The organism is Qipengyuania zhejiangensis, assembly GCF_035607565.1.
Classification (GTDB): Bacteria; Pseudomonadota; Alphaproteobacteria; order Sphingomonadales; family Sphingomonadaceae; genus Qipengyuania; species Qipengyuania zhejiangensis.
The window spans coordinates 320302-343999 of the sequence record NZ_JAYKGO010000003.1; the positions used below are offsets into that span (position 1 = coordinate 320302).

At 64.6% G+C, this 23698-nt stretch carries 21 protein-coding genes; all 21 read right to left on the minus strand.

All coding sequences use genetic code 11. The annotated features are described in order from the left end of the window. Positions 1-49 precede the first annotated feature (49 nt). A complete protein-coding gene (locus VR863_RS09285; protein ID WP_324828185.1) occupies positions 50-790 on the minus strand; it encodes a Bax inhibitor-1/YccA family protein in 741 nt (246 codons plus the stop codon). Positions 791-929: 139 nt separating this feature from the next. Next, positions 930-1433, minus strand: a complete 504-nt coding sequence (locus VR863_RS09290; RefSeq protein WP_324828186.1) for a type III secretion system chaperone family protein — start codon at positions 1431-1433, stop codon at positions 930-932. A gap of 127 nt (positions 1434-1560) precedes the next feature. Continuing rightward, positions 1561-3351: an SPOR domain-containing protein gene (locus VR863_RS09295; protein ID WP_324828187.1), complete on the minus strand. Its 1791-nt coding sequence runs from the start codon at positions 3349-3351 to the stop codon at positions 1561-1563. Positions 3352-3411: 60 nt separating this feature from the next. Continuing rightward, a complete protein-coding gene (ftsZ, locus tag VR863_RS09300) occupies positions 3412-5097 on the minus strand; it encodes a cell division protein FtsZ (protein ID WP_324828188.1) in 1686 nt (561 codons plus the stop codon). 134 nt (positions 5098-5231) lie between these two features. Further along, positions 5232-6518, minus strand: a complete 1287-nt coding sequence (ftsA, locus tag VR863_RS09305) for a cell division protein FtsA (protein ID WP_324828189.1) — start codon at positions 6516-6518, stop codon at positions 5232-5234. Then, entirely contained in the window at positions 6518-7426 is a 909-nt protein-coding gene (locus VR863_RS09310) for a cell division protein FtsQ/DivIB (protein WP_324828190.1), read from the minus strand. The genes ftsA and VR863_RS09310 overlap by 1 nt, the downstream gene beginning before the upstream one ends. Beyond that, positions 7413-8390 (minus strand): D-alanine--D-alanine ligase, encoded by a 978-nt coding sequence (locus tag VR863_RS09315; RefSeq protein WP_324828191.1) that lies wholly within the window; start codon positions 8388-8390, stop codon positions 7413-7415. Before VR863_RS09315 ends, VR863_RS09310 begins: the two co-directional genes overlap by 14 nt. A 1-nt stretch (position 8391) precedes the next feature. Further along, positions 8392-9318, minus strand: coding sequence for a UDP-N-acetylmuramate dehydrogenase (gene murB, locus VR863_RS09320; RefSeq protein WP_324829252.1), 927 nt, complete (start codon positions 9316-9318; stop codon positions 8392-8394). Between the two features lie 38 nt (positions 9319-9356). Further along, positions 9357-10781 (minus strand): UDP-N-acetylmuramate--L-alanine ligase, encoded by a 1425-nt coding sequence (gene murC / locus VR863_RS09325; protein WP_324828192.1) that lies wholly within the window; start codon positions 10779-10781, stop codon positions 9357-9359. Then, positions 10778-11974, minus strand: coding sequence for an undecaprenyldiphospho-muramoylpentapeptide beta-N-acetylglucosaminyltransferase (murG, locus tag VR863_RS09330; protein ID WP_324828193.1), 1197 nt, complete (start codon positions 11972-11974; stop codon positions 10778-10780). The genes murC and murG overlap by 4 nt, the downstream gene beginning before the upstream one ends. After that, on the minus strand, positions 11971-13239 hold the full coding sequence (locus VR863_RS09335; RefSeq protein WP_324828194.1) for an FtsW/RodA/SpoVE family cell cycle protein: 1269 nt from the start codon (positions 13237-13239) through the stop codon (positions 11971-11973). The genes murG and VR863_RS09335 overlap by 4 nt, the downstream gene beginning before the upstream one ends. After that, positions 13236-14519 (minus strand): UDP-N-acetylmuramoyl-L-alanine--D-glutamate ligase, encoded by a 1284-nt coding sequence (gene murD, locus VR863_RS09340; protein ID WP_324828195.1) that lies wholly within the window; start codon positions 14517-14519, stop codon positions 13236-13238. Before murD ends, VR863_RS09335 begins: the two co-directional genes overlap by 4 nt. Further along, on the minus strand, positions 14516-15586 hold the full coding sequence (gene mraY / locus VR863_RS09345) for a phospho-N-acetylmuramoyl-pentapeptide-transferase (protein WP_324828196.1): 1071 nt from the start codon (positions 15584-15586) through the stop codon (positions 14516-14518). The genes murD and mraY overlap by 4 nt, the downstream gene beginning before the upstream one ends. Positions 15587-15602: 16 nt before the next feature. Next, on the minus strand, positions 15603-17069 hold the full coding sequence (locus tag VR863_RS09350; protein WP_324828197.1) for a UDP-N-acetylmuramoyl-tripeptide--D-alanyl-D-alanine ligase: 1467 nt from the start codon (positions 17067-17069) through the stop codon (positions 15603-15605). After that, positions 17066-18541, minus strand: a complete 1476-nt coding sequence (locus VR863_RS09355) for a UDP-N-acetylmuramoyl-L-alanyl-D-glutamate--2,6-diaminopimelate ligase (RefSeq protein ID WP_324828198.1) — start codon at positions 18539-18541, stop codon at positions 17066-17068. The genes VR863_RS09350 and VR863_RS09355 overlap by 4 nt, the downstream gene beginning before the upstream one ends. After that, positions 18538-20307 (minus strand): peptidoglycan D,D-transpeptidase FtsI family protein, encoded by a 1770-nt coding sequence (locus VR863_RS09360; RefSeq protein ID WP_434784983.1) that lies wholly within the window; start codon positions 20305-20307, stop codon positions 18538-18540. The genes VR863_RS09355 and VR863_RS09360 overlap by 4 nt, the downstream gene beginning before the upstream one ends. Beyond that, on the minus strand, positions 20304-20789 hold the full coding sequence (locus tag VR863_RS09365) for a hypothetical protein (protein ID WP_324828199.1): 486 nt from the start codon (positions 20787-20789) through the stop codon (positions 20304-20306). Before VR863_RS09365 ends, VR863_RS09360 begins: the two co-directional genes overlap by 4 nt. A 17-nt stretch (positions 20790-20806) precedes the next feature. Beyond that, positions 20807-21745, minus strand: coding sequence for a 16S rRNA (cytosine(1402)-N(4))-methyltransferase RsmH (rsmH, locus tag VR863_RS09370; RefSeq protein WP_324828200.1), 939 nt, complete (start codon positions 21743-21745; stop codon positions 20807-20809). Then, positions 21742-22233 (minus strand): division/cell wall cluster transcriptional repressor MraZ, encoded by a 492-nt coding sequence (locus tag VR863_RS09375; RefSeq protein WP_324828201.1) that lies wholly within the window; start codon positions 22231-22233, stop codon positions 21742-21744. The genes rsmH and VR863_RS09375 overlap by 4 nt, the downstream gene beginning before the upstream one ends. A gap of 347 nt (positions 22234-22580) precedes the next feature. Further along, on the minus strand, positions 22581-23336 hold the full coding sequence (locus VR863_RS09380; protein ID WP_324828202.1) for a motility-associated ABC transporter substrate-binding family protein: 756 nt from the start codon (positions 23334-23336) through the stop codon (positions 22581-22583). Then, positions 23317-23679 (minus strand): hypothetical protein, encoded by a 363-nt coding sequence (locus tag VR863_RS09385; protein ID WP_324828203.1) that lies wholly within the window; start codon positions 23677-23679, stop codon positions 23317-23319. Before VR863_RS09385 ends, VR863_RS09380 begins: the two co-directional genes overlap by 20 nt. Positions 23680-23698: the final 19 nt, after the last annotated feature.

Genomic DNA, 23698 nt, shown 5'->3' on the forward strand with positions numbered 1-23698 from the left:
CGCCCCGGGCACGATCAGGTGAGTCGCTGTTGCGGTCAGTTGAGCGCGATTACTCGCGGCTGCCCATGAAACGCAGCAGGAACAGGAACATGTTGATGAAGTCGAGGTACAGGCTCAGCGCGCCCATGATGATCGCCTTGCCAGCGAATTCGGTGCCGCGCAGATACTCGTACTCACGCTTCAGGCGCTGCGTATCGTAAGCCGTGAGGCCCGCGAAAATCAGCACACCGAGGAAGCTGACGGCCAGCGCCAGAGTGCTGGACTGCAGGAAGATGTTGATCACCATGGCGATCATCAGTCCGATGACACCCATCACCAGGAACGTGCCGAAGCCCGACAGATCCTTCTTCGTGGTGTAGCCGAACAGGCTCAGACCGGCGAAGGCGCCAGCCGTGGCAAAGAACGTCGCTGCGATGCTTTCACCCGTATACACGAGGAAGATCGTCGAAAGCGACAGACCCATGATGGTGGCGAACGCCCAGAACAGGATGTTCAGGGTTGCCTTGCTGAACTTGTTCACGCCGAAGCTCATCGCAAATACGAAGGCCAGCGGCGCGAGCGCGACGATCCACATCAGCGGCCCGCTGGCGAATGTCAGCGCCAAACCGCTACGCGCCGTAAGCAGCGCAACGATGCCGGTGAGCAGGACGCCCGAAGCCATGTAGTTGTAGATCGACAGCATGTGCTTGCGCAGCCCGGCGTCGAAGGTTGCCCCCCTTGCAACGGCGTCGCCAGCGCGTGGCACGGCGTTAAAGCCCTGCCTCTGGTCGGTGTCGTTCCAATTGGCCATGATCGCATAACTCCTTTGTGCGGGGAGGATTTCGAGCCCCCGCTCCTCAGATATGGAATATCGGGTGGAATCCCCGCAATTTCAAGTGAAACCGGATGGGAACGAACCTAACGCAGGTTAAGCGTGTTCCTTAGCCAAATCAGGCCTCGCCCGCCGCATCGACCATTGCCGCTTCCAGCGCCTCGGCCGGCGATTTGTCGCCCCACAATACGAACTGGAACGCGGGGTAGAACCGGTCGCATTCGTCGACCGCGATTTCCACCAGCGCCTGCGCCTGCGACAGGCTGAGCATACCGTCATCGCCCAGCATGGTGCCGTTGCGGTACAGAACCACCCCGCCGTTCGACCAGACATCGAAATGGCCGAGCCACACCTGCTCGTTGATCCGCGCAACCAGTTCATGCGCCTGGCGCCGCTTGTCATCCGGGATGCGAATTTCGGGCAGGCACAGGATCTGCAGCGTCATGTCCTCGGGGCGCCAGATGCCCTTGACCTGATAGGTCGTCCAGCTGCCCTGGATTTCGCCGCTCATCTCGCCCTGACCGCTCTCGCATGGCCATCCGCGCGCTTCGAACAACGCCATGAGCATATCGAGGGGCGCGCTGTCCTCCTCGGCCTCGTAGCTTTCGCCTGCCAACCTCATCGTGCCTGATCCGTGCGCTTCATGCAGGCTGGATGGAGAAGCTTGGGGGCGCTTGGCAATGAGCGGATGCATCGGCGCTGGGGAGAACGTTTTTCGGCTGTGCAAAGCCTGTGCACAAGCCGCCGGGTCAGCGGCGCGGCAGTTGGTCGATCGCTTCGCCTTCGTCACTGGTGAAGGTGAAACTGTCGATCTCCAATGCCTTTAATTCATTCATGAATTCGCGCGCGTCCTTCGCCGTTTTGAAGGGCCCGGCCAGCAGCCGGTTGGCTTCGCCCCACGGTGTGACGAACGGACCTTTGCCGTCGAGCCGCGTTTCTGCCTTGCGGGCGATCCGGCGCCAATCGAATCCCAGCGCCGTCCGGTCCTTTCCGGTGGCCAGCTGGACCCAGTGGCGCGACGGATGCGCCGGTGGTTTTGGCGGTTTGGGTGGCTCGGGCTCGGCAACTTCCCGCGGGATTTCGATCCGCGTGATATCGACCGCGCCGGTCGCCGCGGCCGGTCGGGGTGACGGCTCGAGCGTGAAACTGGCAAACGCCTCTTCCAGGCTGGGCAAGGGTTCGGGCGCCGGTTGAATGGACTCCTGCGGCAGGGGAGGCACCGATTGGGGTTCGGCCCTCGGTGCCGGAGGCTGGACCTGGGGCTGTGGCGCGGGAGCGGGAGCGGGAGCGGGAGCGGGAGCGGGAGCGGGAGCGGGAGCGGGAGCGGGAGCGGGAGCCGCAGTTTGCTGGCGCGCGACCACCTGGGTAAGCGAAGGACCGCTCACAGCGGGAAGTTCCTTGGTTGGCGCGGGCACCGCCCGAACCTGGGGCTGGGCCGCAGCTTGTTCCGGAACCGGAGGCGGTGGCGGTGGCGGCGGTGGCGGTGGCGGAGGTGGTGCCGGCGGCGGAGACGTCACTTCGGCAACGCGAGGCTGAGCGGCAGCAGGTTGAGGCGCCGCTACGGTTGCGACAGCGGGCTGCGACTGGCGGCTGCGCGACAGCAAGGCGCCTGGTGTCCGGTCAGACCGGCTGCGGGTGCGATCGGGACGCCGGCGGCGCTCCTGCGTGCGCGGGTCCTCGCGCGCCGGGTCGGCCTGTGCGATCTTCACCGGCGCCTGTTGGGAGGGGCCCTGCGGTTCTGCGGCGGTGTAGCTCGCAATCTGCGGATCATCGGTGCCGATGTTGGCCGCGCGCGGAAAAATGCCGAGCGTACCTGCGGCGGCCTGCTGGGCCTGGGTCAGGCGCGGCATGTATTCAAGATAGGGCCTGATGCGCGTCGCCATGGCGGGCGGCAACATGGCGTCGGAAATCTTGATCGCCTCCTTCGTGTCGCCAAGAATGGCAAGGCCGAAGGCGCGCGTGCGAAACGCGGCCAGATCGCGCTTTTCGAGCAGCGGCAGCAATGTCTGTTCGAACGCGGCCCGATTACCCGAAATGGCCTGGCTCAACGCAAGGCGGCGGCGGACTTCCTCGTTGCCACCGCGGGAGAGGGCCAGTTGGTAAAGCTGCTGCGCGCTGCGCGCATCGCCGACAAGGTCGAATGCCAGCGCACGGTCTTCGGCCATGCGCGCGTTATCGACCCCGGCGCGTTCGGCATCCGCGAACAACCGCAGCGCCTCGATCGGGCGCCGCGACCGCGTGTACGCCTTGGCCAGGCCGACCTTGACCCGGCTTTCATCGGGGGAAAGTTCTTTCGCCCGTCCAAAGAAGCCGATCGCCGCGTCGATATCGCCCAGCATCAGCGCCGCTTCGCCCGCATCGAGCAACGCCGGGATGTCGCGCGAGTTACGCGCCAGCCGGGTCAGCGCATCGTTGAGCGCGGCAGACCCTTCGGGCGGCAGGGCCTGGACGATTTCCCGCTGGGCCTCTGCGCGGTAAGGCGCCGCGGCGATTGCGATCGCCGCGACAGCCGCCCCGGCAAGTCGCAAGTGTGCTGTCATGGTCTGTCCCTGGCTGAGCGCACTTTAACCTGCGCTGACGCCGGTTACCGAACGCCAGCCTTACTGGTTGTTCTGACGCCCGAGAAAACGCGGGATGTTGAGCGAACTGCTGCCGCCATCGTCGTCATCGTCGTCGTCTTCATCGTCGCTCGGCTTGTTTGCGCCGCGCGAAAGGTTGGCCATGCGCTCGAACAGCGTGCTGCCCTGCGAGTCAGCGGCACCCGCACCGGCATCGCCGCCATCACCGCCGCCGAGCACCGGACGCTTGCGCATCGGCTTGCTGGCCAGCGGGCTGTCGCCTTCGGCATACTGGTCGGCGCCAAGCTGCAGTTCGTCCTGCGAACCGTCGTCGGCGTCGTCGCCCCAGCCGTTTGCTCCGGCTTCGGCGCCATAGCTTCCGCTGTCGGCGGGCGGCGGAACCGCACCGTCATGACCGTCATCCATCGCGTCATAATCGTCATCGTCGTTTTCTTCGCCGCGCAGGCCGGCCAGCGGATCGACGATTTCATCGACATCGTCGAAATCGTCATCGCCTTCGCCGTCGGTCGAGTAACCGAGGTCTTCGGAAAGGACCGAAGAGCCGCCATCGCCGACTTCAACGGCTGACGACAGATCGAGAGCGGACCCGTCGTCGCCATCAGGTTCGGCAGAAAGGCCTTCCGACAATTCGAACGGTTCGTCATCGCCTTCGGCATCGTTGGGGAGGTCCAGTACCGGACGCACCGGAGCGCGCTGTTCGCTCATCGTGAACGCGCGCGGGGCAACCGATGCGGATGTCCCGTCGCCTTCGATACCCGTGGCAACCACGGAAACGCGGATCTTGCCATCGAGGTCCGGGTTGAAAGCCGAGCCCCAGATGATGTTCGCGTCTTCATCGACCAATTCGCGAATGTGGTTCGCAGCCTCGTCCACTTCGAGCAGCTTCATGTCTTCGCCGCCGATGATCGAAATGATGACACCCTTGGCGCCAGCCATCGAAACACCGTCGAGCAGCGGATTGGCAATGGCGCGTTCGGCAGCTTCAAGGGCGCGGTTTTCACCTTCGCCTTCGCCGGTGCCCATCATCGCCTTGCCCATCTCCATCATCACCGAACGCACGTCGGCAAAATCGAGATTGATGAGGCCCGGCATGACCATGAGGTCGGTGATCGACCGCACGCCCTGCTGCAGCACCTCGTCGGCAAGGACAAAGGCTTCCTTGAAAGTCGTTTCCGCCTTCGCCACCAGGAACAGGTTCTGGTTGGGAATAACGATCAGCGTATCGACGTGCTTTTGCAGTTCGTCGATGCCCGCTTCGGCGGCGCGCATGCGGCGCGTGCCTTCGAAGAGGAACGGCTTGGTCACGACACCGACGGTCAGCACGCCTTTCTTGCGCGCCGCTTCCGCGATGACAGGCGCCGCACCGGTGCCGGTGCCGCCGCCCATGCCGGCCGCGATAAACACCATGTTGCACCCGTCGAGCGCGTCTTCGATGTCCTCGACCGTTTCTTCAGCCGCGGCCTTGCCCACTTCGGGCCGTGCGCCAGCGCCAAGGCCGCCGGTGATATCAGGGCCAAGCTGGATGCGCTTTTCAGCAGGCGAAGTGCTCAACGCCTGGGCGTCGGTGTTGCTGACGATGAAGTCCACGCCTTCGATGCCCGCCTGCATCATGTTGGCGATTGCGTTGCCGCCGGCGCCGCCGACGCCGATCACCATGATCTTGGGACGAAGGTCGTCGCTGGAAGCCGGACCGATATTGATGCTCATTGGGTATCCCCCGGGAAGTCGAAAGTCTTGGAAAACATTATGTCACACATATCGCACAAAGCGAATCGAAGGCACAAAGGCCAACCATCATTATCCACAAGCGCTAATGACCGGTTAGAGCGCATAATCAACCATCAGAAATACTCACGCACCGCTTGAACGACACGGTTCACCAGTCCCATGCCGGAATAACGGCGCGTCGGCTGGTAAGTCAGGCCCACCGAACGGATATCGACGGGATCGTCCGCTCCATAAAGGCACAGCCCCGCCAGCGTCGCGAAGCCGGGCGTGGCGTGGGCTTCGGGAAGGCCCGTCAACGAAGGAGGTTTGCCGATCCGCACTGGCCGGCCAAGGGCGCCCTGAATGAATTCGGCCACGCCGTGCAATTCGGCCCCGCCGCCCGTCAACACCACCTGCCCGCCTTGCGACCCGCCAAAGCCAAGGGTCTTCAACGCCTTGCCGACTTCGCTGCTGATCACGCCCAGGCGGTCGGTGACGATGGACACCAGTTCGGCGCGCGGAATACGGTTCTGTTCGTCGGCCCCGCGCGCCAGCCGTCCGCCCGGTTCTTCGCCGGGAGCGTTGACGGAGATCATCTCGCGATGATCGGTCGGCGTGGCGATGGCCGAACCGGACACGCATTTGAGCCGTTCGGCCTGGCTGCGCCGGATGCCGAGCGAAGAGGCGATCGCATCGGTGATATCGTTCGAGCCGACCGGGATCGATCGCAGGCCCAGCAACATACCGGCGGCGTGGACCGAAACATTCGTGACCTGCGCGCCGATTTCCACCAGCGCCACCCCAAGATCGCGTTCTTCCGCCGAAAGACAGGCATAAGCCGCGGCAAGCGGGCTTGCCACCACCCCGTCCACATCGAGATGCGCGCCCTGCACCGCTTCGATCAGGTTACGAACCGGTGCACCTTCGGCAAGCGTGACGTGGATATCGACGCCAAGCGATTCTGCATGAAGCCCCTTGGGGTTGGCCACACCGTGGGCGCCGTCCAGCGTGTAATGCGCAGGCTGGGCATGGAGGACCATCCGCCCGTCCGGGTGCAGGTGGTCGCGGGCCGCGTGGAGCAGGTGTTCGATATCGTCTTCTTCGATCCGCCGGCCACCGATGGCGATTTCCACGCTGGAAATCTTGCTCGAAAGGCCCGCCCCCGCGCAGCCGATCCAGACACTTGAGATGGCGGTGTTGGCGTTCGCTTCCGCCTTTTCGACGGCCGTGCGGATCGCATGGCTGGCCGCGCGCATATCGGTGATGTACCCGCGCTTGATCCCTTCGCTGGCCCGGTGGCTCGACCCCAGCACGATCATGTTGCCGCCTTCGGCCTGGCCCATGATCATGGCCGAAATACGGAACGATCCGATGTTCACGGCACCAAACACGCGGGTGATGCGGGGAAGCGGTGCGGCCATTATTCAGCGCTCCCGTTCAGGGCCATCTGTTTCGGGCAAGGCCCGTCCTTGCAGCGCAGATAGGCCCGATCGGGCACACGCATGTCGATCGCGATCGGCTTGCCGCCGATCAGCCGGTGCATTCCGTCGAGACGCGCAAACTTTACCAGCGCCGGTGCCCCGCCATCACCTTCGGGCAAAGCCAGCATCTGTCCGGTCTTGAAGGTCAGGTTCCAGCGGCGGTTGCCCACCCATTCGGCGGACGCAATCTGCGGCTTCAGAGCGGGCGCTGCATCGAGCAGCCGGCCCAGTTCCTCCACCTGCATCTGCGCGCCGGGGCCTTCGATCAGCAGCTTGCCCTTGGCCGCTTGCGCGCTGATCGGTTCCAGTTCATTGCCCTGGGGATCGACCAGCATCAGCCGCCCCGGCTTGCGCAACACCGCATGGGGCACCCGTTCGACGATATCGACCTTGAGGGTATCGGGCAGTTGGCGCGAGACACGCGCGTCGAGCACCCATGGCAGTTCGAGCAACCGGTTGCGCACATCGTCCAGTTCGACCAGCGGCATCGGCCGGTCCTGTTCGGCAAGAACGCGTTCGTAAACGAGCTGTTCGTTCATCCGCTCGACACCCGAGACGCGCACGCGGCGCACTTCGAAACCCGCACGCGATGCGGATTTGGCGAGTTCGGTGCGCGCAATTTCCGGGACGCCGGCATAGCTGGCGACGGTCCAAGCGATCGCCAGCCCCGCAGCGATGATGCAATACAGGAAAAAGCGGTGCCACTGATCTTCGGTGAACGGCAGCGCCGCCATCAACCGGTCCAGCAGACCGCTGGTGCGCTTGCGGGCGGCGTGGGCCTTCTGGCTGCGGCTTCGTGCGGCAGCCGAACGGCGAACGCCCTGGGGTTTGCGGCTAACCCGTGCCATCGGCCACCCCGTGATCCCTTAGCGCCGCGGCGATCACCGTTTCGACCAGTTCGCCGTATTCCATGCCGACATGGCGCGCCTGTTCCGGCACGAGGCTGAGCGGCGTCATGCCGGGCTGCGTGTTGGTTTCAAGGACGAACAGACCTTCCTCGCCCTGCTCCTCGTCCCAGCGGAAATCGGTCCGGCTGGTGCCCTTGCACCCCAGCACCTTGTGCGCCTTGAGCGCGATTTCGAGGCAAAGCTTCTCGATGTTCGCCGGAATGTCCGCAGGGCAGATGTGATCGGTCATGCCGTCGGTGTATTTCGCGTCGAAATCGTAGAACCCGCTCTTGGGCTTCAGTTCGGTGACCGCCAGCGCGCGCGGGCCATCGGGAAAATCGACCACCGCCGAGGTCATCTCGCGGCCCTTGATATAGGGTTCGGCCAGAAGCTGGGAAAATTCCTGCCACGGCCCCTTGGCATCGCGCGCAATGGGGTTGCCGTAATTTCCCTCGTCGGTGACGATCGCCACGCCGACCGAACTGCCTTCGTTGACCGGCTTCAGGACATAGGGGCGCGGCATGGGATCGCGCTCGTACAGTTCGGCGCTTTTCACGATCCGCCCGCCGGGCATGGGAATGCCATGCGGGACCAGCGCCTGCTTGGTCAGTTGCTTGTCGATGGCGATCACCGACGTGGCCAGGCCGGAGTGGGTATAGGGAACGCCCATCAGGTCGAGCATACCCTGCACCGTGCCGTCTTCGCCGGGAACACCGTGAAGGGCGTTGAACACCACATCGGGGGCGGCGTCTGCGATACGGGCGGCGACCTGCCGGTCCATGTCGATACGCGTCACGCGGTGCCCGCGTTCTTCCAGCGCCTTGGCAACGCCTTCGCCAGACATCAGGCTGACGGGGCGTTCGTTGGCCCAGCCGCCCATGAGGACGGCCACATGCAGTTTACGGTTGAGAACGCTGGTCGTCATGTCAGGGCCTTCCCACCCGCTGGATTTCCCATTCGAGTTCCACACCCGAATGTTCGTAAACCCGCCGTTTCACTTCTTCGCCCAGCAGTTCGATATCGGCGCTGGTCGCGTTGCCGGCGTTGATCAGGAAATTGGTGTGCTTTTCGCTCACCTGCGCACCGCCCAGCTTGAGACCGCGGCATCCCGCCGCATCGACCAGCTCCCACGCCTTCTTGCCCGGCGGGTTCTTGAAGGTCGAACCGCCCGTCTTGGTCCGCAGCGGCTGCGAATTCTCGCGTGCTTCCGCGATCCGGTCCATCTCGGCGCCGATTTCCTTCGGGTCGCCGGGAACGCCCTGAAACCGCGCGGATACGACCACGGCCCCTTCGGGCAGGGCCGAATGGCGATAGCTGTACCGCAGGTCCGATGCTGGCAGAGTGACCAGTTCGCCATCGGGCATGATGACATCGCAATCGAGCAGGACGTCGGACACTTCGCGGCCATAGGCGCCGCCGTTCATCCGCACGAAACCGCCGACCGTGCCGGGTATACCCCGCATGAATTCGAGCCCGGCGATGCCGGCATCGCGCGCGGTGGAGGCAACCAGTATGCCATGCGCGCCCGCGCCGCATGCCAGGACGTTGCCGTCCTTCACATCGATACCGGCAAACGGTTTGCCCAGCTTGATCACCACGCCGGGAACCCCGCCGTCGCGCACGATCATGTTGGAGCCAAGGCCCAGCGCCATGACCGGCAGGCTGCCTTCCAGACGTTCGAGAAACAGCCTCAGATCGTCGAGATCGGCGGGTTCGAACAACCAGTCGGCGTTGCCACCGCTCTTGAACCAGACCAGCCTGGCCAGCGGCGCATCGTGGGTCAGCGTGCCCCGCAGGCCATCCATCCGAACGGGCGCGGAGGCGCCGCCTTCGACTTCGCAGTCGGGCGCCATGCCGCTGTCCAGGTTCCAGACATCGTCGGGCTGGTCCATCAGCGGCCCCGCTCCTGCGCGATACGGTCGGCAAGTTCGGCGGCCCAACGGGTAATGTCGCCTGCGCCCAGGCACACGACGAAATCGCCAGCCTCGATGTCATCGGCCAGAACGCGCGCAAGATCGCCTTCGTCCTCGACCGTGGCGGCAGAACGGTGCCCGCGCGATTTGAGGCCCGCGACCAGCGCTTCGGCATCGACCCCTTCGATCGGATCTTCGCCAGCCGTATACACCGGGGTGACGAAAACCTTGTCGGCATCGTTCAGGCAGCTCTGGAAATCGTCCATCAGGTCGCGCAGGCGCGTGAACCGGTGCGGCTGGACAACGGCGATCACGCGCCCTTCCCCCGCGCTTTCGCGCGCCGCGGCGAGCACGGCCTTTATCTCGACCGGATGGTGGCCGTAATCGTCGATGACCGTTGCCGACCCGTCGCGCAAAGGCACTTCGCCCACCTTGGTAAAGCGCCGCCGGACACCGCCGAAGCCGCTGAAGCCGGTGCGGATGACGTCATCGGCGCAGCCCATTTCCACCGCGACCGCTATGGCGGCGAGAGCGTTCTGGACGTTGTGGCGCCCCGGCATCGGCAGGCGAACGCCTTCGATGCGGCGATCTTCCTCGCCCCGCTGGCGCACGATCACGTCAAAGCAGTTTCCGCCCGCATCGGGACGCACGTTGACGCCGCAGATATCCGCCTGGAGCGAAAAGCCGTAGGTGACGACCTTCCGGTCGCGCACCTTGCCGATCACCGCCTGCACTTCGGGATGGTCGATGCACAGGATCGCCGCGCCATAGAACGGCACGTTATGGATGAATTCGACGAAGGCGTCCTTCACCCCGTCGAAATCGCCATAATGGTCGAGATGTTCGGGATCGATGTTGGTGACCACCGCGATGGTTCCGTCCAGCCGCAGGAAGCTGCCGTCGCTTTCGTCGGCTTCCACCACCATCCAGTCGGAATCGCCCATGCGGGCATTGGACCCGTACTGTTCGATGATGCCGCCGTTGATGACGGTCGGATCGATCCCGCCCGCATCGAGCAACGCCGCGATCATGCTGGTCGTGGTGGTCTTGCCATGCGTTCCCGCAACGGCAACCGTCGATTTCAGCCGCATCAGTTCGGCAAGCATTTCAGCGCGCCGCACGACCGGTATCCGGTTTTCGAGGGCATAGGCCACTTCGGGGTTGGTCCGCCGCACTGCCGTGGACGTGACCACGACCGAAGCGCCTTCGACATTTTGCGGCGCGTGCCCGATGGCGACCGTTACTCCGCGCGAACGCAGCCGTTCGACGGTGGGGCTTTCCTTGATGTCCGACCCCTGCACACTGTAGCCTAGGTTCGCCATGACTTCGGCGATGCCGGACATGCCGATCCCGCCTATGCCGACGAAATGGATCGTGCCGATATCGGTCAGAACACCTCTCATCGGCTTGCCTCCTTGGCGGCGCCTTGCCCTGCAGGGGCACCTTGCGACGCGCCGCGCGCGTTGTTCCTGCCCACGCGGATCACGTCCATCATTTCCGCCCCGCCAAAGCTTTCAACAAGGTCGGCCAGGTCCTGGACAGCCTTGGGCCGCCCGCAGTTCCACGCCGCATGGGCCGCCGTGGCCAGGCCCTTCGGATTGTCTGCCAGCGCCATGATCTGCTTGGCCAGTTCCTTGGCGTTGAAACGTTCCTGGCGCACCATTCGCGCGCCGCCCGATTTCGCCAGCTCGCGGGCGTTGGCCGCCTGGTGATCGTCGGTGGCGATGGGCAGGGGGATCAGGATTGCAGGCCGTCCTACCGCCGTCAGTTCGGCAATGGTCGAGGCGCCCGCGCGCCCGATAAACAGATGCGCGTCGGCCAACCGGGTCGACATGTCTTCGAAATATGTGGCCAGTTCTGCGGGAATACCGTGCGTGCGATAGCGTTCGCGCACAGCGTCGAGATCTTCCGGACGGCATTGCTGGGTCACCTGCAACCGCTGGCGCAGGGCGGGCGGAAGCATGGCGAGGCCATCGGGAACCACTTCGGACAGAACGCGCGCGCCCTGGCTGCCGCCGGTCACAAGCACGCGCAGCAAACCGTCTTCGGAGAACGCGGGAAACGGTTCGTCACGCAGCGAAAGCACCCCGGCGCGCACCGGATTGCCGACCAGGTGGACCTTGCCGGTGTGCTTGGGCGGAAGCCGCTGGACTTCGGGATAGGCGGTTGCGATCGCATCGACGCGCCCGGCCAGCATCCGGTTCACCCGGCCCAGAACGGCATTCTGTTCGTGAACCACGGTCGGGATACCCGCCGATGTCGAAGCAAGAATTGCCGGGAGCGACGGGTATCCCCCGAAGCCGACCACCGCGCTGGGTTCGAAGCTGTCGAACAGGCGCAGCGCCATGCGCCGCCCTTCCAGCACCGCCGAAATTCCCTTGAACCAGTGCAGCGGGTTTTTGCCGAACCGGCCCGCGGGCAGGACGTGCGCCGGCAGGAAGTCGGGCTTGCCGGGAATTTCCGCGCCGCGTTCGTCCGTGATCAGCGCAACATGGTGGCCGCGCCGATCAAGCTCCGTCGCCAGAGCGAAAGCGGGCAGAAGGTGCCCCCCGGTGCCGCCTGCGGCAAGGACGTAATGACGGTTCGCGCCGGTCATGGATGGATCTCGCGCGCGGGACGGGCCGAAGTGTCTTTCATGGAATTCGCCTGCCCGAATCCAGCCAAGTCGCCAAGTCCCTTGGTCCGGCTTTTCAGGAACGGATTGCGGCGCGTGACGGCCAGGAGCAGTCCGACCGCCATACACACGGCAATGGTCGAGGAACCGCCATAGCTGACCAGCGGCAAGGTCATCCCCTTGGATGGGAACAGCTGCAGATTGACCAGCATGTTGATGAACGCCTGTCCGCCAAGGAGCGATATCAGCCCGGCGCCGGCCAGCAGCGCGAACAGGTCTTCCTCGTCGATCAGCCGCAGCAGGACCCGCCCTATTATGGCCAGGAAAAGGATCACGATAACGGCGCAGGCCAGCAGACCGAATTCTTCCCCGATGACAGAGAAGATGTAATCGGTGTGCGCTTCGGGCAGGCTCATCTTGCGGATGCCCAGGCCATAGCCTGCACCGGTCCAGCCACCGGCCAGCAGCGTGCGGCTGGCCAGATCGACCTGGTCGAACGCGGTGCCGCCGCCGATGAAGGAATCGATACGGTGGCGGGCGTTGTCGTACAGGAAATAGGTGGCCGTCAGGCCGGTCAGTGCGCCGCCGATCAACCCGACCAGCCGCTTGGCATCCACCCCGGAAAGGATGACCATCACGAACCACACGCCGCCGAACAGGATCGTGTCCCCGAAGTTGGGCTGAAGCATGAGCAGCGCGGAGATCACGGCAACCAAGCCGGTCGCTATGCCGAGAACCGGCAGATTGGGGTCACGGATGCGCCAGGACAGGATCCAGGCCATCGTCAGGACGTAGGCGGGCTTGAGAAATTCGGACGGCTGGAACTGCATGCCCAGGTTGATCCAGCGGCGAGCGCCATTGATTTCCACACCGACGAACGGGACGAGAAACAGCAGGCCAATCATCCCCGCCGACAGAACAATGCCGAGCCGCCGGGCGTTTTCGCGGTTGAGCATGGAAACCGAAATCATCGCGACCAGGCCCATCACCTGCCAGGCGATGTGGCGGTAGAAAAAGTACAACGGGTCGAGCGTGGCGCTCGAAGTCGACAGGCGGTTGGCGCTTGCCGGCGATGCAGCGGCAACGGCGATCGTGCCAAAGCTCATCAGCAAGAAGATGAGGAACAGCAGCACGCGGTCGATCTCGCGCCACCAGATCTTGAGTTCCGACCAACGCGAGAGCCTGCCCTTGGGCATGTGCGCGGGCTGGCGCTTGCCGGGGACATAGGGCTGCATGGTGGCGCTCATGTGAGGGCCTCCACCAGCTCGCGGAAATGCTCGCCGCGTGCTTCGAAGTCGCGATACTGGTCGAAGCTGGCGCAGGCTGGCGAGAGAAGGACGGTGTCGCCCGCCTCGGCCTTGACGGCAGCAATGGCGACCGCACGGTCGAGCGTTTCGCATTGCTCCAACGGCACACGCCCTTCCAGCAGCGCGGCAAAGTCCGGCCCGGCCTTGCCGATGGTGTAGGCGGCCTTCACATGGCCCAGTTCGGCCTCGCACTCACCCAGCCCCGGCTCCTTGGCCAGACCGCCGACGATCCAGTGGATGTTGTCGAACGCCGCCAGCGCAGGCGCAGAGGCTGCGGTGTTCGTGCCCTTGCTGTCGTTGACGTAGGCGACGCCGGAGATTTCCGCGACCCGCTCCATGCGGTGGGGGAGGCCGGGGTAGGTACGAAGGCTCTCGGAGATTTGGGCTTCGGTCAAACCGATATCGCTGCACACTGCCCAGGCAGCTGCGGCATTTTGACGGTTGTGCGGTCCTTGCAACGAAGGCCAAGCCGCGGCGTCACCCGGATCGACATCGTCTATGAACTGGATAAACGGGTCTTCGGCGTCGACCAGGACATCCTCGTCCGCCTCAGCTCGATAGTCGACCACGGCAAAGCGTTGGGGTGACTGCATTGCAAACAGCCGCGCCTTGCTCGCTGCATACTTCGCGAAATCCCCGTCATACCGGTCGAGATGATCCGGCGTTATGTTCAGCAGCACCGCCACATCGCAATCGAGCGAACAGGTCAGGTCGATCTGGTAACTCGACAGCTCCAGCACATAGACCCCACCCTTGGGCAATGGCTCCTGCTCGAGGATCGGCAGGCCGATATTGCCGCCCATCGTCGTCGGCACGCCTGCGGTCTTGAGGATGTGGTGGACCAGCGCGGTGGTGGTCGACTTGCCGTTGGTGCCGGTGATGCCGACGACCTTGTGCGGCGGCAGTTCTGCCCTCGCCTGCGCGAACAGTTCGATATCGCCGATCACCGGCACGCCGAACTTGTCGGCATGGGGCTTGATCGGATGGGTGTTGAGCGGGACCCCGGGGCTGACGACCACGCCGGCATAGCCGGTCAGGTCCGCTTCCAGCGGATCGCCGATGGCGCAGCGGCCGGCATAAGGCTCGCGCGCTTCGGCGCGGTCGTCCCACACCAGAACATCCGCGCCCGCAGCCAACAGCGCATCGACCGTCGCCCGGCCGGACCGCGCGAGGCCGAGCACCGCGTATTTCTTGTCCTTCCAGGCGGTCGAAGTGATCATCGCAGCTTGAGCGTTGCCAGCCCCAACAATGCGAGCACGATGGCCACGATCCAGAAGCGGATCACGACCTTGCTTTCCGACCAGCCGAGCTGTTCGAAATGGTGGTGGATCGGAGCCATGCGGAAAACCCGCCTGCCGGTGCGCTTGAACCAGAACACCTGGATGATGACGCTGAGCGCTTCGAACACGAACAAGCCGCCAACGATCGCCAATACGATCTCGTGGTGCGTCGCCACGGCGATGGCCCCCAGCGCCCCGCCAAGCGCCAGCGACCCCGTATCGCCCATGAACACGGCCGCAGGCGGCGCGTTGAACCAAAGGAAGGCAAGCCCCGCCCCCATGATCGCCGCACAGAATATCGCCAGTTCACCTGCACCCGCGACGTGGGGGATGCCCAGATATTCCGAATAGTCCACACGGCCGACCAGATAGGCGATGAGCGCGAACGTGCCCGCAGCGATGATCACCGGCATGGTCGCCAGCCCGTCCAGCCCATCGGTCAGGTTCACGGCGTTGCCCGCCCCCACGATGACGATGGCGGCAAAGACATAGTAGAACGGCCCCAGCTCAACCCCGAAATCGTTGACGAACGGCACGTAGACGAAGGTGTTGATCTGGCTGACGACGATATAGCTCGCCGCGCCGGCCACCAGGAATTCCGCCGCCAGGCGCACGCGGGCCGACACACCCTTGTGGCTGGCCTTGGAAACCTTGTCGTAATCGTCGAGGAAACCGATCAGGCCGAAGCCGAGTGTTACCGCAAGGCAGGCCCAGATGAACGGGTTCTTGAGATCCATCCAGATCAGCACCGATATCGTCAGGGATATAAGGATCATCAGGCCGCCCATCGTGGGCGTACCGCGCTTGGCGAGGTGGGTTTGCGGCCCGTCTTCACGGATCGGCTGGCCCTTGCCCTGGCGCACACGCAGCATGTCGATGAAACGCGGACCGATAAGCAGGCCGATGACCAGCGCGGTCATCAACGTCGCACCGGCCCTGAAGGACTGATAGCGCACGAGGTTGAAGATGCCTTCGAAATTCAACCATTCGGCGAGGAGATACAGCAAGCGAGCCTCTTTCGCGCTATCGCGCGCGGGTGAAGTGATCCACAAGCCGACCGAGGCCGACCGAATTGGAGCCCTTGACCAGCACGGCATCGCCCGCAACGACGCCGAAGTCATCGAGCAGCTCGATCGCCTCGTCGGCCGTTAGGCAATGCGCGGTGGCAAGCGGCTTGCCAAGCGCGGAGTTCTGCGGTTTCCCCAGTTCCCGCGCAAGTACCGCCATCTCGTCGCCAACCAGCAACGCATAGTCGATATCGGCAGCCAGGATCGGTTCGGCCAGGGCGGCGTGGAACTGCGGCCCGAAATCGCCCAGTTCCTTCATCGAACCCAGCACCACGATGCGCCGGGCCGAAGGGGTTGCGCCCAGTTGGGCAAGGGTGGCGCGCATGCTGGCGGGGTTAGCGTTGTAGCTTTCGTCAATCAACAGCGCCTTGCCGCCCGGAACGTCGATCCCATGGCGCGCACCGCGACCCTTGAGCCCGCCCATTTCCGCAAGCGCCAGTCCGGCCGCGGCCATGTCGCCGCCCGCCGCACGAACCGCAGCCATGACGGCCAGCGAATTGGCAACCCAGTGCTCGCCCGGTTCGGCCACGGTGTAGCACAGCCGGCCTTCGGGAAATTCGCAGGTCACCAGGCTGCCGCCGTTCGCACTGGGAATGGCGTCGAGCAGGCGCACGTCGGCGTGGCGCGAGGCGCCGAAGCTGACGACCTTTACGCCCAGTGCCGTGGCGGCTTCGCGCAACTGTTCGTAATGCGGCGTATCGGTCGGGATGACCGCCGTACCGCCGGGTTCGAGACCGAGGAATATCTCGGCCTTTGCCGCAGCGATGGCTTCCATGCTGCCGAGGTTTTCGATGTGCGCCGGGGCGATGGTGGTGATCACGGCGACATGCGGGCGCACCTGCGTGGTCAGGCCGGCGATCTCGCTTGAGTGGTTCATGCCCATTTCGAAGATACCGAACCGACTGCGCGCGGGCATCCGCGCAAGGCTGAGCGGCACACCGACATGGTTGTTGTAGCTTTTGACCGACCGGTGGGCTGCGCCGCGACTGGCGCGTTCGAGTGCGGCGAAAATGGCTTCCTTGACGCCGGTCTTGCCGACCGAACCGGTTACGCCGATGATTTTCGCGTCCGTGCGATTGCGGGCGGCGCGGCCCAACGCCTCGAGCGCTCTGGTCGTGTCGTCCACCAGGATATGCGGCCCATCGATCGGGCGATCGACCAAGGCGCCTGCCGCGCCGTTGGCAAAGGCCTTGTCGAGGAAACGGTAGCCATCCATCGCTTCGCCCTTGAGGGCCACGAAAAGATCGCCGTTGATCACATCGCGGCTGTCCATTTCGACGCCGGCAACCTGGAAATCATGGCTCGCCACACCGCCGACCGCCTCGGCAATCGCCTTGGCGTTCCACAGCGTGAGGGGCAGGCGATCACGCGCGTCGGCGGGCCATTCGACATAGGCCGGGTGGCGAAGGATCGCAGCGCTCACCGGTCACCTCTGGCGATCTGCGCCGCGCATTCGCGCGCGACCTCGACGTCGTCGAAGGGCAACACCTTCATGTTCTCTCCCGATCCGATGATCTGACCCGTTTCATGTCCCTTGCCCGCGACGAGGACGATATCGTCCGGCCCGGCCTCTGCGATGGCGGTGCGAATAGCCTCGCGTCGGTCACCCACCTCGCGTGCTCCGGCGGTGCCCGCAAGCACCTGTCGCCGGATTTCCGCAGGATCTTCACCGCGCGGATTGTCATCTGTGACGATCACGAGATCGCTGGACCTGGCTGCCGCTTCACCCATCGGTGCGCGCTTGCCATGATCCCTGTCGCCGCCGGCCCCGAAAACGGTGATGAGACGACCCGTTACATGCGGCCTGAGCGCGCTGATGGCGGCCTCGATTGCATCGGGCGTGTGCGCGTAGTCGATATAGACGGGCGCGCCCGACGGGGCGATCACCGCGCGTTCAAGCCTCCCGCGTACCGGCTGGAGGCGCGCCACCGCGTCCCACACCAACCCCGCATCCGTGCCGCTCGCCAGGGCAAGGCCCGCTGCGCACAGGGCGTTCGACACCTGATAGGCACCGATCAGCGGCAAGGTAATCTTTCGCGACTGGCCGCCATGTTCGACCGTCAGAACCTGACCCAACTGGGTCGGTTCGCGCAGGGTCAGGCGAATATCGTCACCCGCTTCGCCAACGGTCATGATGGCAAGGCCGCGCTTGGCCGCGTGGTCGATCACGCGGCGGTTCCATCCGCTGTCGCCTTCGCCCAGCCAGATCACCGCGGTCGCATCACCAGACACGACCTCGTCGAACAGCCGCATCTTGGCGGAGAAATACTCCTCCATGTCGGCATGATAGTCGAGGTGGTCGCGGCTGAAATTGGTGAACGCGGCCGCTTCGACGGGGACACCCTCGTTGCGGTACTGCGAAAGGCCGTGGCTCGACGCTTCGTAGGCGACATGCGTCACCCCTTCGCGCGCAAGGCCGCTCATGTTCGACAGGAAAGTGACGATGTCGGGCGTGGTCAGCCCGGTCGATACGCTCTCGTCCGGCGTCGTGACGCCAAGTGTCCCGATGCTGGCCGCGCGTTCGCCCGACATGCGCCATATCTGGCGTGCCATCTCTACTGTCGAAGTCTTGCCGTTGGTGCCCGTGACCGCAACGATGTGGTCGGGAAACGGGGTGAAGTATTGCGCGGCGAGCCGGGCAAAGGCCTGACGCGGGTTCGGCGCGGCAATGTGGATCGCGCCGTCGACCGTTGCTTCGGGACGGGCAACGACTGCGATGGCCCCGGCCTCGATGGCGGCAGGTATGTAATCCTCGCCATTGGCGGTCAGTCCCTGAAAGGCGCCGAACACCGTGCCCGGCGCAACCTTGCGGTTGTCGATGGCAAAACCGGTGACGTTGGCATCGCTGGCCCCGCATTCGAGACCGGCGGCGTTGCAGAGTTTGATCAGCTTCACTTGTTGGCTTCCGGGATCAGCGGACGGATATCGGAAATATCGACATCGCGCGTGTCATCGGGACGCACACCGATCAACGGACCGATGCGCGGGACGAGCCGGCCCACGATGGGCGCAGCGTTCCAGGCGGCCGTGCGCTGGAAGCTGGAAGCCAGCGTGCCGCGCGGTTCGTCAAGCATGGCGATCACGACGTAGCGAGGACGATCCATCGGAAACGCGGCCGCAAAGGTCGAAACGATTGCCGTCTTGCGATAGCCGGCGCTGCCGCCCGGCTTTTCGGCCGATCCAGTCTTGCCGCCTACACGGTATCCGGGCGCGTCGGCGTTGCGGCCCGTGCCGTACACCGCAATGGCGCGCAGCAGCTGGCGCATCCGGCTGGAGGTGGATTCCTTGAACACGCGGCGTCCCTTGGGCGCAGTTCCGGGTTCCAGCCTGTGCAGCGTTGCCGGGCGCCAGATCCCGCCGTTGACCATTGCCGCATACGCCGAGGCAAGATGGAGCGGCGTGACTGCGATGCCGTGCCCGAAACCAACCGTCATGTTGGTCAGCCGCGCCCAATCCTTGCCGGGCCACAGCGGGAAACCCTTGGCCGGCAGTTCGATATACGGACGCTCGTTCATGCCCATGTCGATCATGTACTGGCGCTGGCGCTCCGGGCCGAGTTCGTCGGCGATGCGGGCCGTAACGGTGTTCGACGAATGGATCAGGGTTTCCACGACGTTGAGCGACGCGCCCATCGAGTGCCCGTCCTTGATGCTGAACCGCCCGACCTTCACGGGGGAGGCATCGTAGCGGCGGCCAAAATCGCGCACCACGCCGGCATCGATCGCAGCAGCCACCGCCAGCGGCTTGAAAGTCGAACCCAGTTCGTAAACCTGGTTGGTAACGCGGTTGAACATCAGTTTCTGGCCGCGCGCGTCGATTTTGTTGGGATCAAACTCCGGCAGCGATGCCAACGCCAGAACTTCACCGGAATCCACGTCGAGGACAATACCGGCGGCCCCCTGCGCCTGTGTCAGCTTCATGCCGCGCCTGAGTTCATCCTCGAGCGCGCCCTGAACCCGCACGTCGATCGAAAGTGCAGCGGGTGTTCCGCGGGTTGCCGGATCGGACAAGTGCTTGTCGAGCACCTGTTCCATCCCGACGCGCCCCGTACCATCGGCAGCGACATAGCCCAGAACGTGGGCCCCCATCGAACCTTGCGGGTAATGGCGGTCGTTCTCGATCGGCATTTCCAGCGCCAGTTCGCCGATTTCCTGCACGCGGTTGGCTTCTTCGGGCAGGACGCGGCGGCGAATATAGCCCTGTTTCCCCGCGGCAAATTGCGCGGCCACACGCTTTTCGTCGAGATCGGGGAAAATGGCCTTGAGTTGCGCCGCGACTTCGGCCGGATCACGCACCAGCGGGTTGCCGTCCTCGCCCAGAGCCTTGGGGTTGAACCACAGGGCATAGGCCGGAAAGGCGCGTGCCAGCGGGACGCCGTTGCGGTCGGTAATCTCGCCGCGCGGCGGCAGCAACGCTTCTTCGAGCGATGCGGCGCGCGAGCCCTGATCCGACATGCCGAGATAGCCGATACGCACCAGCGCAAGCAGGGCGACGAAGGCAAAGCCCACGGCAATCCACAACACGCGCCAGCGCGCCATGGTAAGCGAACGCTGGCGGACCGTGACGAGTTGGACCCGCCCCGATGCGACTGCCATGCTGACGGCCCCGTGCCCGCTTCGCCCCGCCGCTATGGCAGGGCCGAAGCCTGCATAGGCGTTCATGGGCTTACCTCTGCGACGGCCGCGATCGGGCCGGAAGGGCTGGCCAGGCGGCGCGCGAGGTCGGTGGTTCCGAAATCGCGACTTGCCGACCGACGCGGCGTGGGTTCATCGCTCTCATCGCCGAGCCACTCGCTCAGCAGGCTTTCTTCTTCGGGCGCAGGGTGGTTCAAGGCCACACGTACCGGCGACGGCGCGTTAAGGCCACGCGGGCTGCCCAGCGCGGCAAGCTGCCGTTCGCTTTCGAGATACTGGTCGGCACGCGGGGCGCCATAACCGAATTCGACTTCGTTCCAGGCGGAAAGCTGGTGCTGGCTGGCGCGGGTCTGAAATTCGGTTTCCAGCATCAGGCGCGTCTGCTGGGCGGCGATAATGTGGCGTTCGGCCAGGCGCACTTCGCTTTTTACCGCGTTCACGCGGAACGTGAGCGCAAGCAGCAGGCCCAGGCAAATGGCCAGGACGATAGCCCAGCCGATCTGTCGCACTCGCGATCCACCGACCATCACGCAGCCTCCCGTGCCGGAGTTGCCGTGCGGGTCGCGTAACGCAGGACCGACGAGCGGGCGCGCGGGTTGCGCGCAATCTCGGCTTCGCCCGGCTTGATCGCCTTGCTGATGCTGGTGAAGACCGGATCGTCCTGCGCCGCCATAGGGACGTGACGCGATGCGCTCGGGGTCGAGGATGCTTCGCGCAGGAAGCGCTTGACGATCCGGTCTTCGAGGCTGTGGAAGCTGACCACCGCAAGGCGGCCCCCTTCGCGCAGCAGGTGTTCGGCAGCCGACAGGCCTTGGGACAGTTCGTCGAGCTCGCCGTTCACGTGAATTCTGATGGCCTGGAAACTGCGCGTGGCAGGATCCTTCTTGTCGTGCGGCCGGTAACCCAGCGCCTTGCGGACAACACGCGCCAGTTCACCGGTTGTCGACAGCGGCCGCGCCGCGACGATTGCCCGCGCAACCCGGCGCGACTGGCGCTCTTCGCCATAGGTGTAGAGCACGTCGGCAATGGCCGCTTCGTCCGCGTTGTTGAGGAATTCGGCTGCGCTTTCGCCTTCCTGGCTCATGCGCATGTCCAGCGGCCCATCCACCGAAAAAGCAAAGCCGCGCTCTGCCTGGTCGAGCTGCATCGAAGACACGCCGATATCCATCACCACACCATCGACCCGGGCCACGCCCGACGATGTCATGACGTCGAGCATTTCGGAAAAACGGTGGGGGTGGAGAAAAAGGCGCGGCGGATTTTCCTCCGTCTCGCGCCATGTGCGACCCGATGCAATTGCGTCGGGATCCCGGTCGAATGCGTGAACCGTGGCGCCGCGTTCCAGCAGCGCACGGGTGTAACCGCCCGCGCCGAAGGTGGCGTCGATCACCACGTCGCCCGGCTGCGGATCGAGGGCCTCGATCACCTCATCGAGCAGGACGGGTATGTGCGGGGCGCCGGTCACTTGCCCTTGCCCTTGGCTTCCGCTTCGGCGAGCAGGCTTTCGCATGCTGCCTTGGCGCTGGCCCAGTCGTCGCCCATTTCGGCGAGCTGTTCCGGGTTCCACAGTGTAAAAAAGCGGCCGCCGCCCTGGAAATAGAGTCCACCGTCGATCCTGCCTAGGGTGCGCAGGTGTTCGGGCATGACGAAACGGCCGCTGTCGTCGAAAGGTAATTCGACGAAACCGAAAAGCTGGCTGGCGCGCGTGTCGCGGTCGAATTCGCGACCCAGACGGATCGCCATTTCTTCTTCGCGGTCAAGCTGCGCGTGGAGTTCTTCCTTGCGGGAAAGCCCGAAGCCGACGAGGCAGTTCCACGTCGGGTGCTTCATCAGGCACAGGACGCGCCCGTCGCTGCTGTCCTTCACGGCCTTGCGGAAAAGCGGCGGAAGCACGAAGCGGCCCTTGTCGCCCGCAGGCGAATAGGCTTGTCCGCTATACCCTCCGAAAGACACTAGTCCCGTTCCCCGCCTGACGCGATTTAAGCTCCCTATCGGACAGACCTTCCCCCTCGCCGCCCGCGTGAACGGGCGAGCCGCCCCGCTTCGAAGCGGAACGCGCATAGACAGTCTTGTCCGATGTCCTGATGATTTATCGCGGGAGAGGCAGGGATGGAAGGGAAAATTGCGGGATTTCACGGGAAAACCCCGCATATCACTGATTTAATTGCGTATTTTTTGCTGGATAAGCTTCGACCTCGTTACCGAAACGCTAACGAGGTGTCGGAAAACACACGTGTTTTGGCCGTGAATCGGAAACTCCCCGCAATCAATCCGAGTCGATCCCGCAATTTCCCCGAACGTCAGGAATCGAGTGACGTGGCAATCAGCCTATCGAGCGCGGAGCGTCGTTTGCCGTCCGTCGAAAGCGCGTCCCCGTCCGGATCGAGAAGCGCGGCGTCCGCGATTACGGTGACGCGGCCCTTCCCGATGGTGCACCGCGCCAGCACGCCCGTTTCGGAAACGGTGCAATCGGCGGGGGCGCCCGGCTCGACCCGTGTGAAACGCCCCGCAAGATTGACCGGCATAGCGGCATCGAACGCCTTTTCCCACCGCTCGCCCGCAGGCTGTTCCTCATCGAAGCCGAGCTGGAGGCCCCAACGGGCCAGGATAGGAGAAATCAGAACCACGTCCTGCGGCCTGCGCTTGTCGCCGATCGCGTAATCGCTGTGCCGCGTCAGCATCGGGTCGGCGAACAGGAGCACCCTGCCCCCGCCGCGCACCCAATCGTCCAGCGCAACATTTTCCGACGGCGCGAGCGGACGCGGCTGGGCGAGAATCAGCTTTTCGACCCCTTGCAGCGTATCGGGTTCGAGCGCGTCGAGCGGAGCAATACGGAAGCGTTGTTCGAGCACGGTTCGAACCCAGTCCTTTTCGCCTCCGCCATCGATGATCGCGGTAACGGAACTGTCTTCGCCCCAATAGATCGGCAAAGTAGTGAACAGCCCCACGTCCGACCGGCTGGCCGGCTCCTCGACCGCGTTGCCGGACCCGGTGCCGCAGGCAGCCAGGAACAGCGCAGCGATGATCGGCAGGCTGTTACTGGGGCGGAGAAGCATTGTTCGCCGCGGAACCGAGCGGGGTCGGCGATGCTTCGGGTTCAGCCGATGGCTGGGCCGGCAGATCCGGCACGACACCCGCTTCCACGAGCGGATCGTTCTGCTGTGCGGCTTGCGTGGGTTCGGTGGTCGGCGCGGCTTCGGGTACCGCTGTCGCGTCGGTCAGCGTGGCGCGATCGTCGATCACGCTGGCAAGGCCAACGAGCAGCATCATGAGCAGAACGCCCGTGCCGCCGATCTGAAGGCGCTGAAGCGTGCGTTCGCGCCGCCCGCCGCCGCCGCCCGAAAGATCGGTCAGTTCGCCAGCGGGCGCCTTGCGGCTCATGTCGAAAAAGTGCGCCATTGCCCCTTAAATTAGGCTC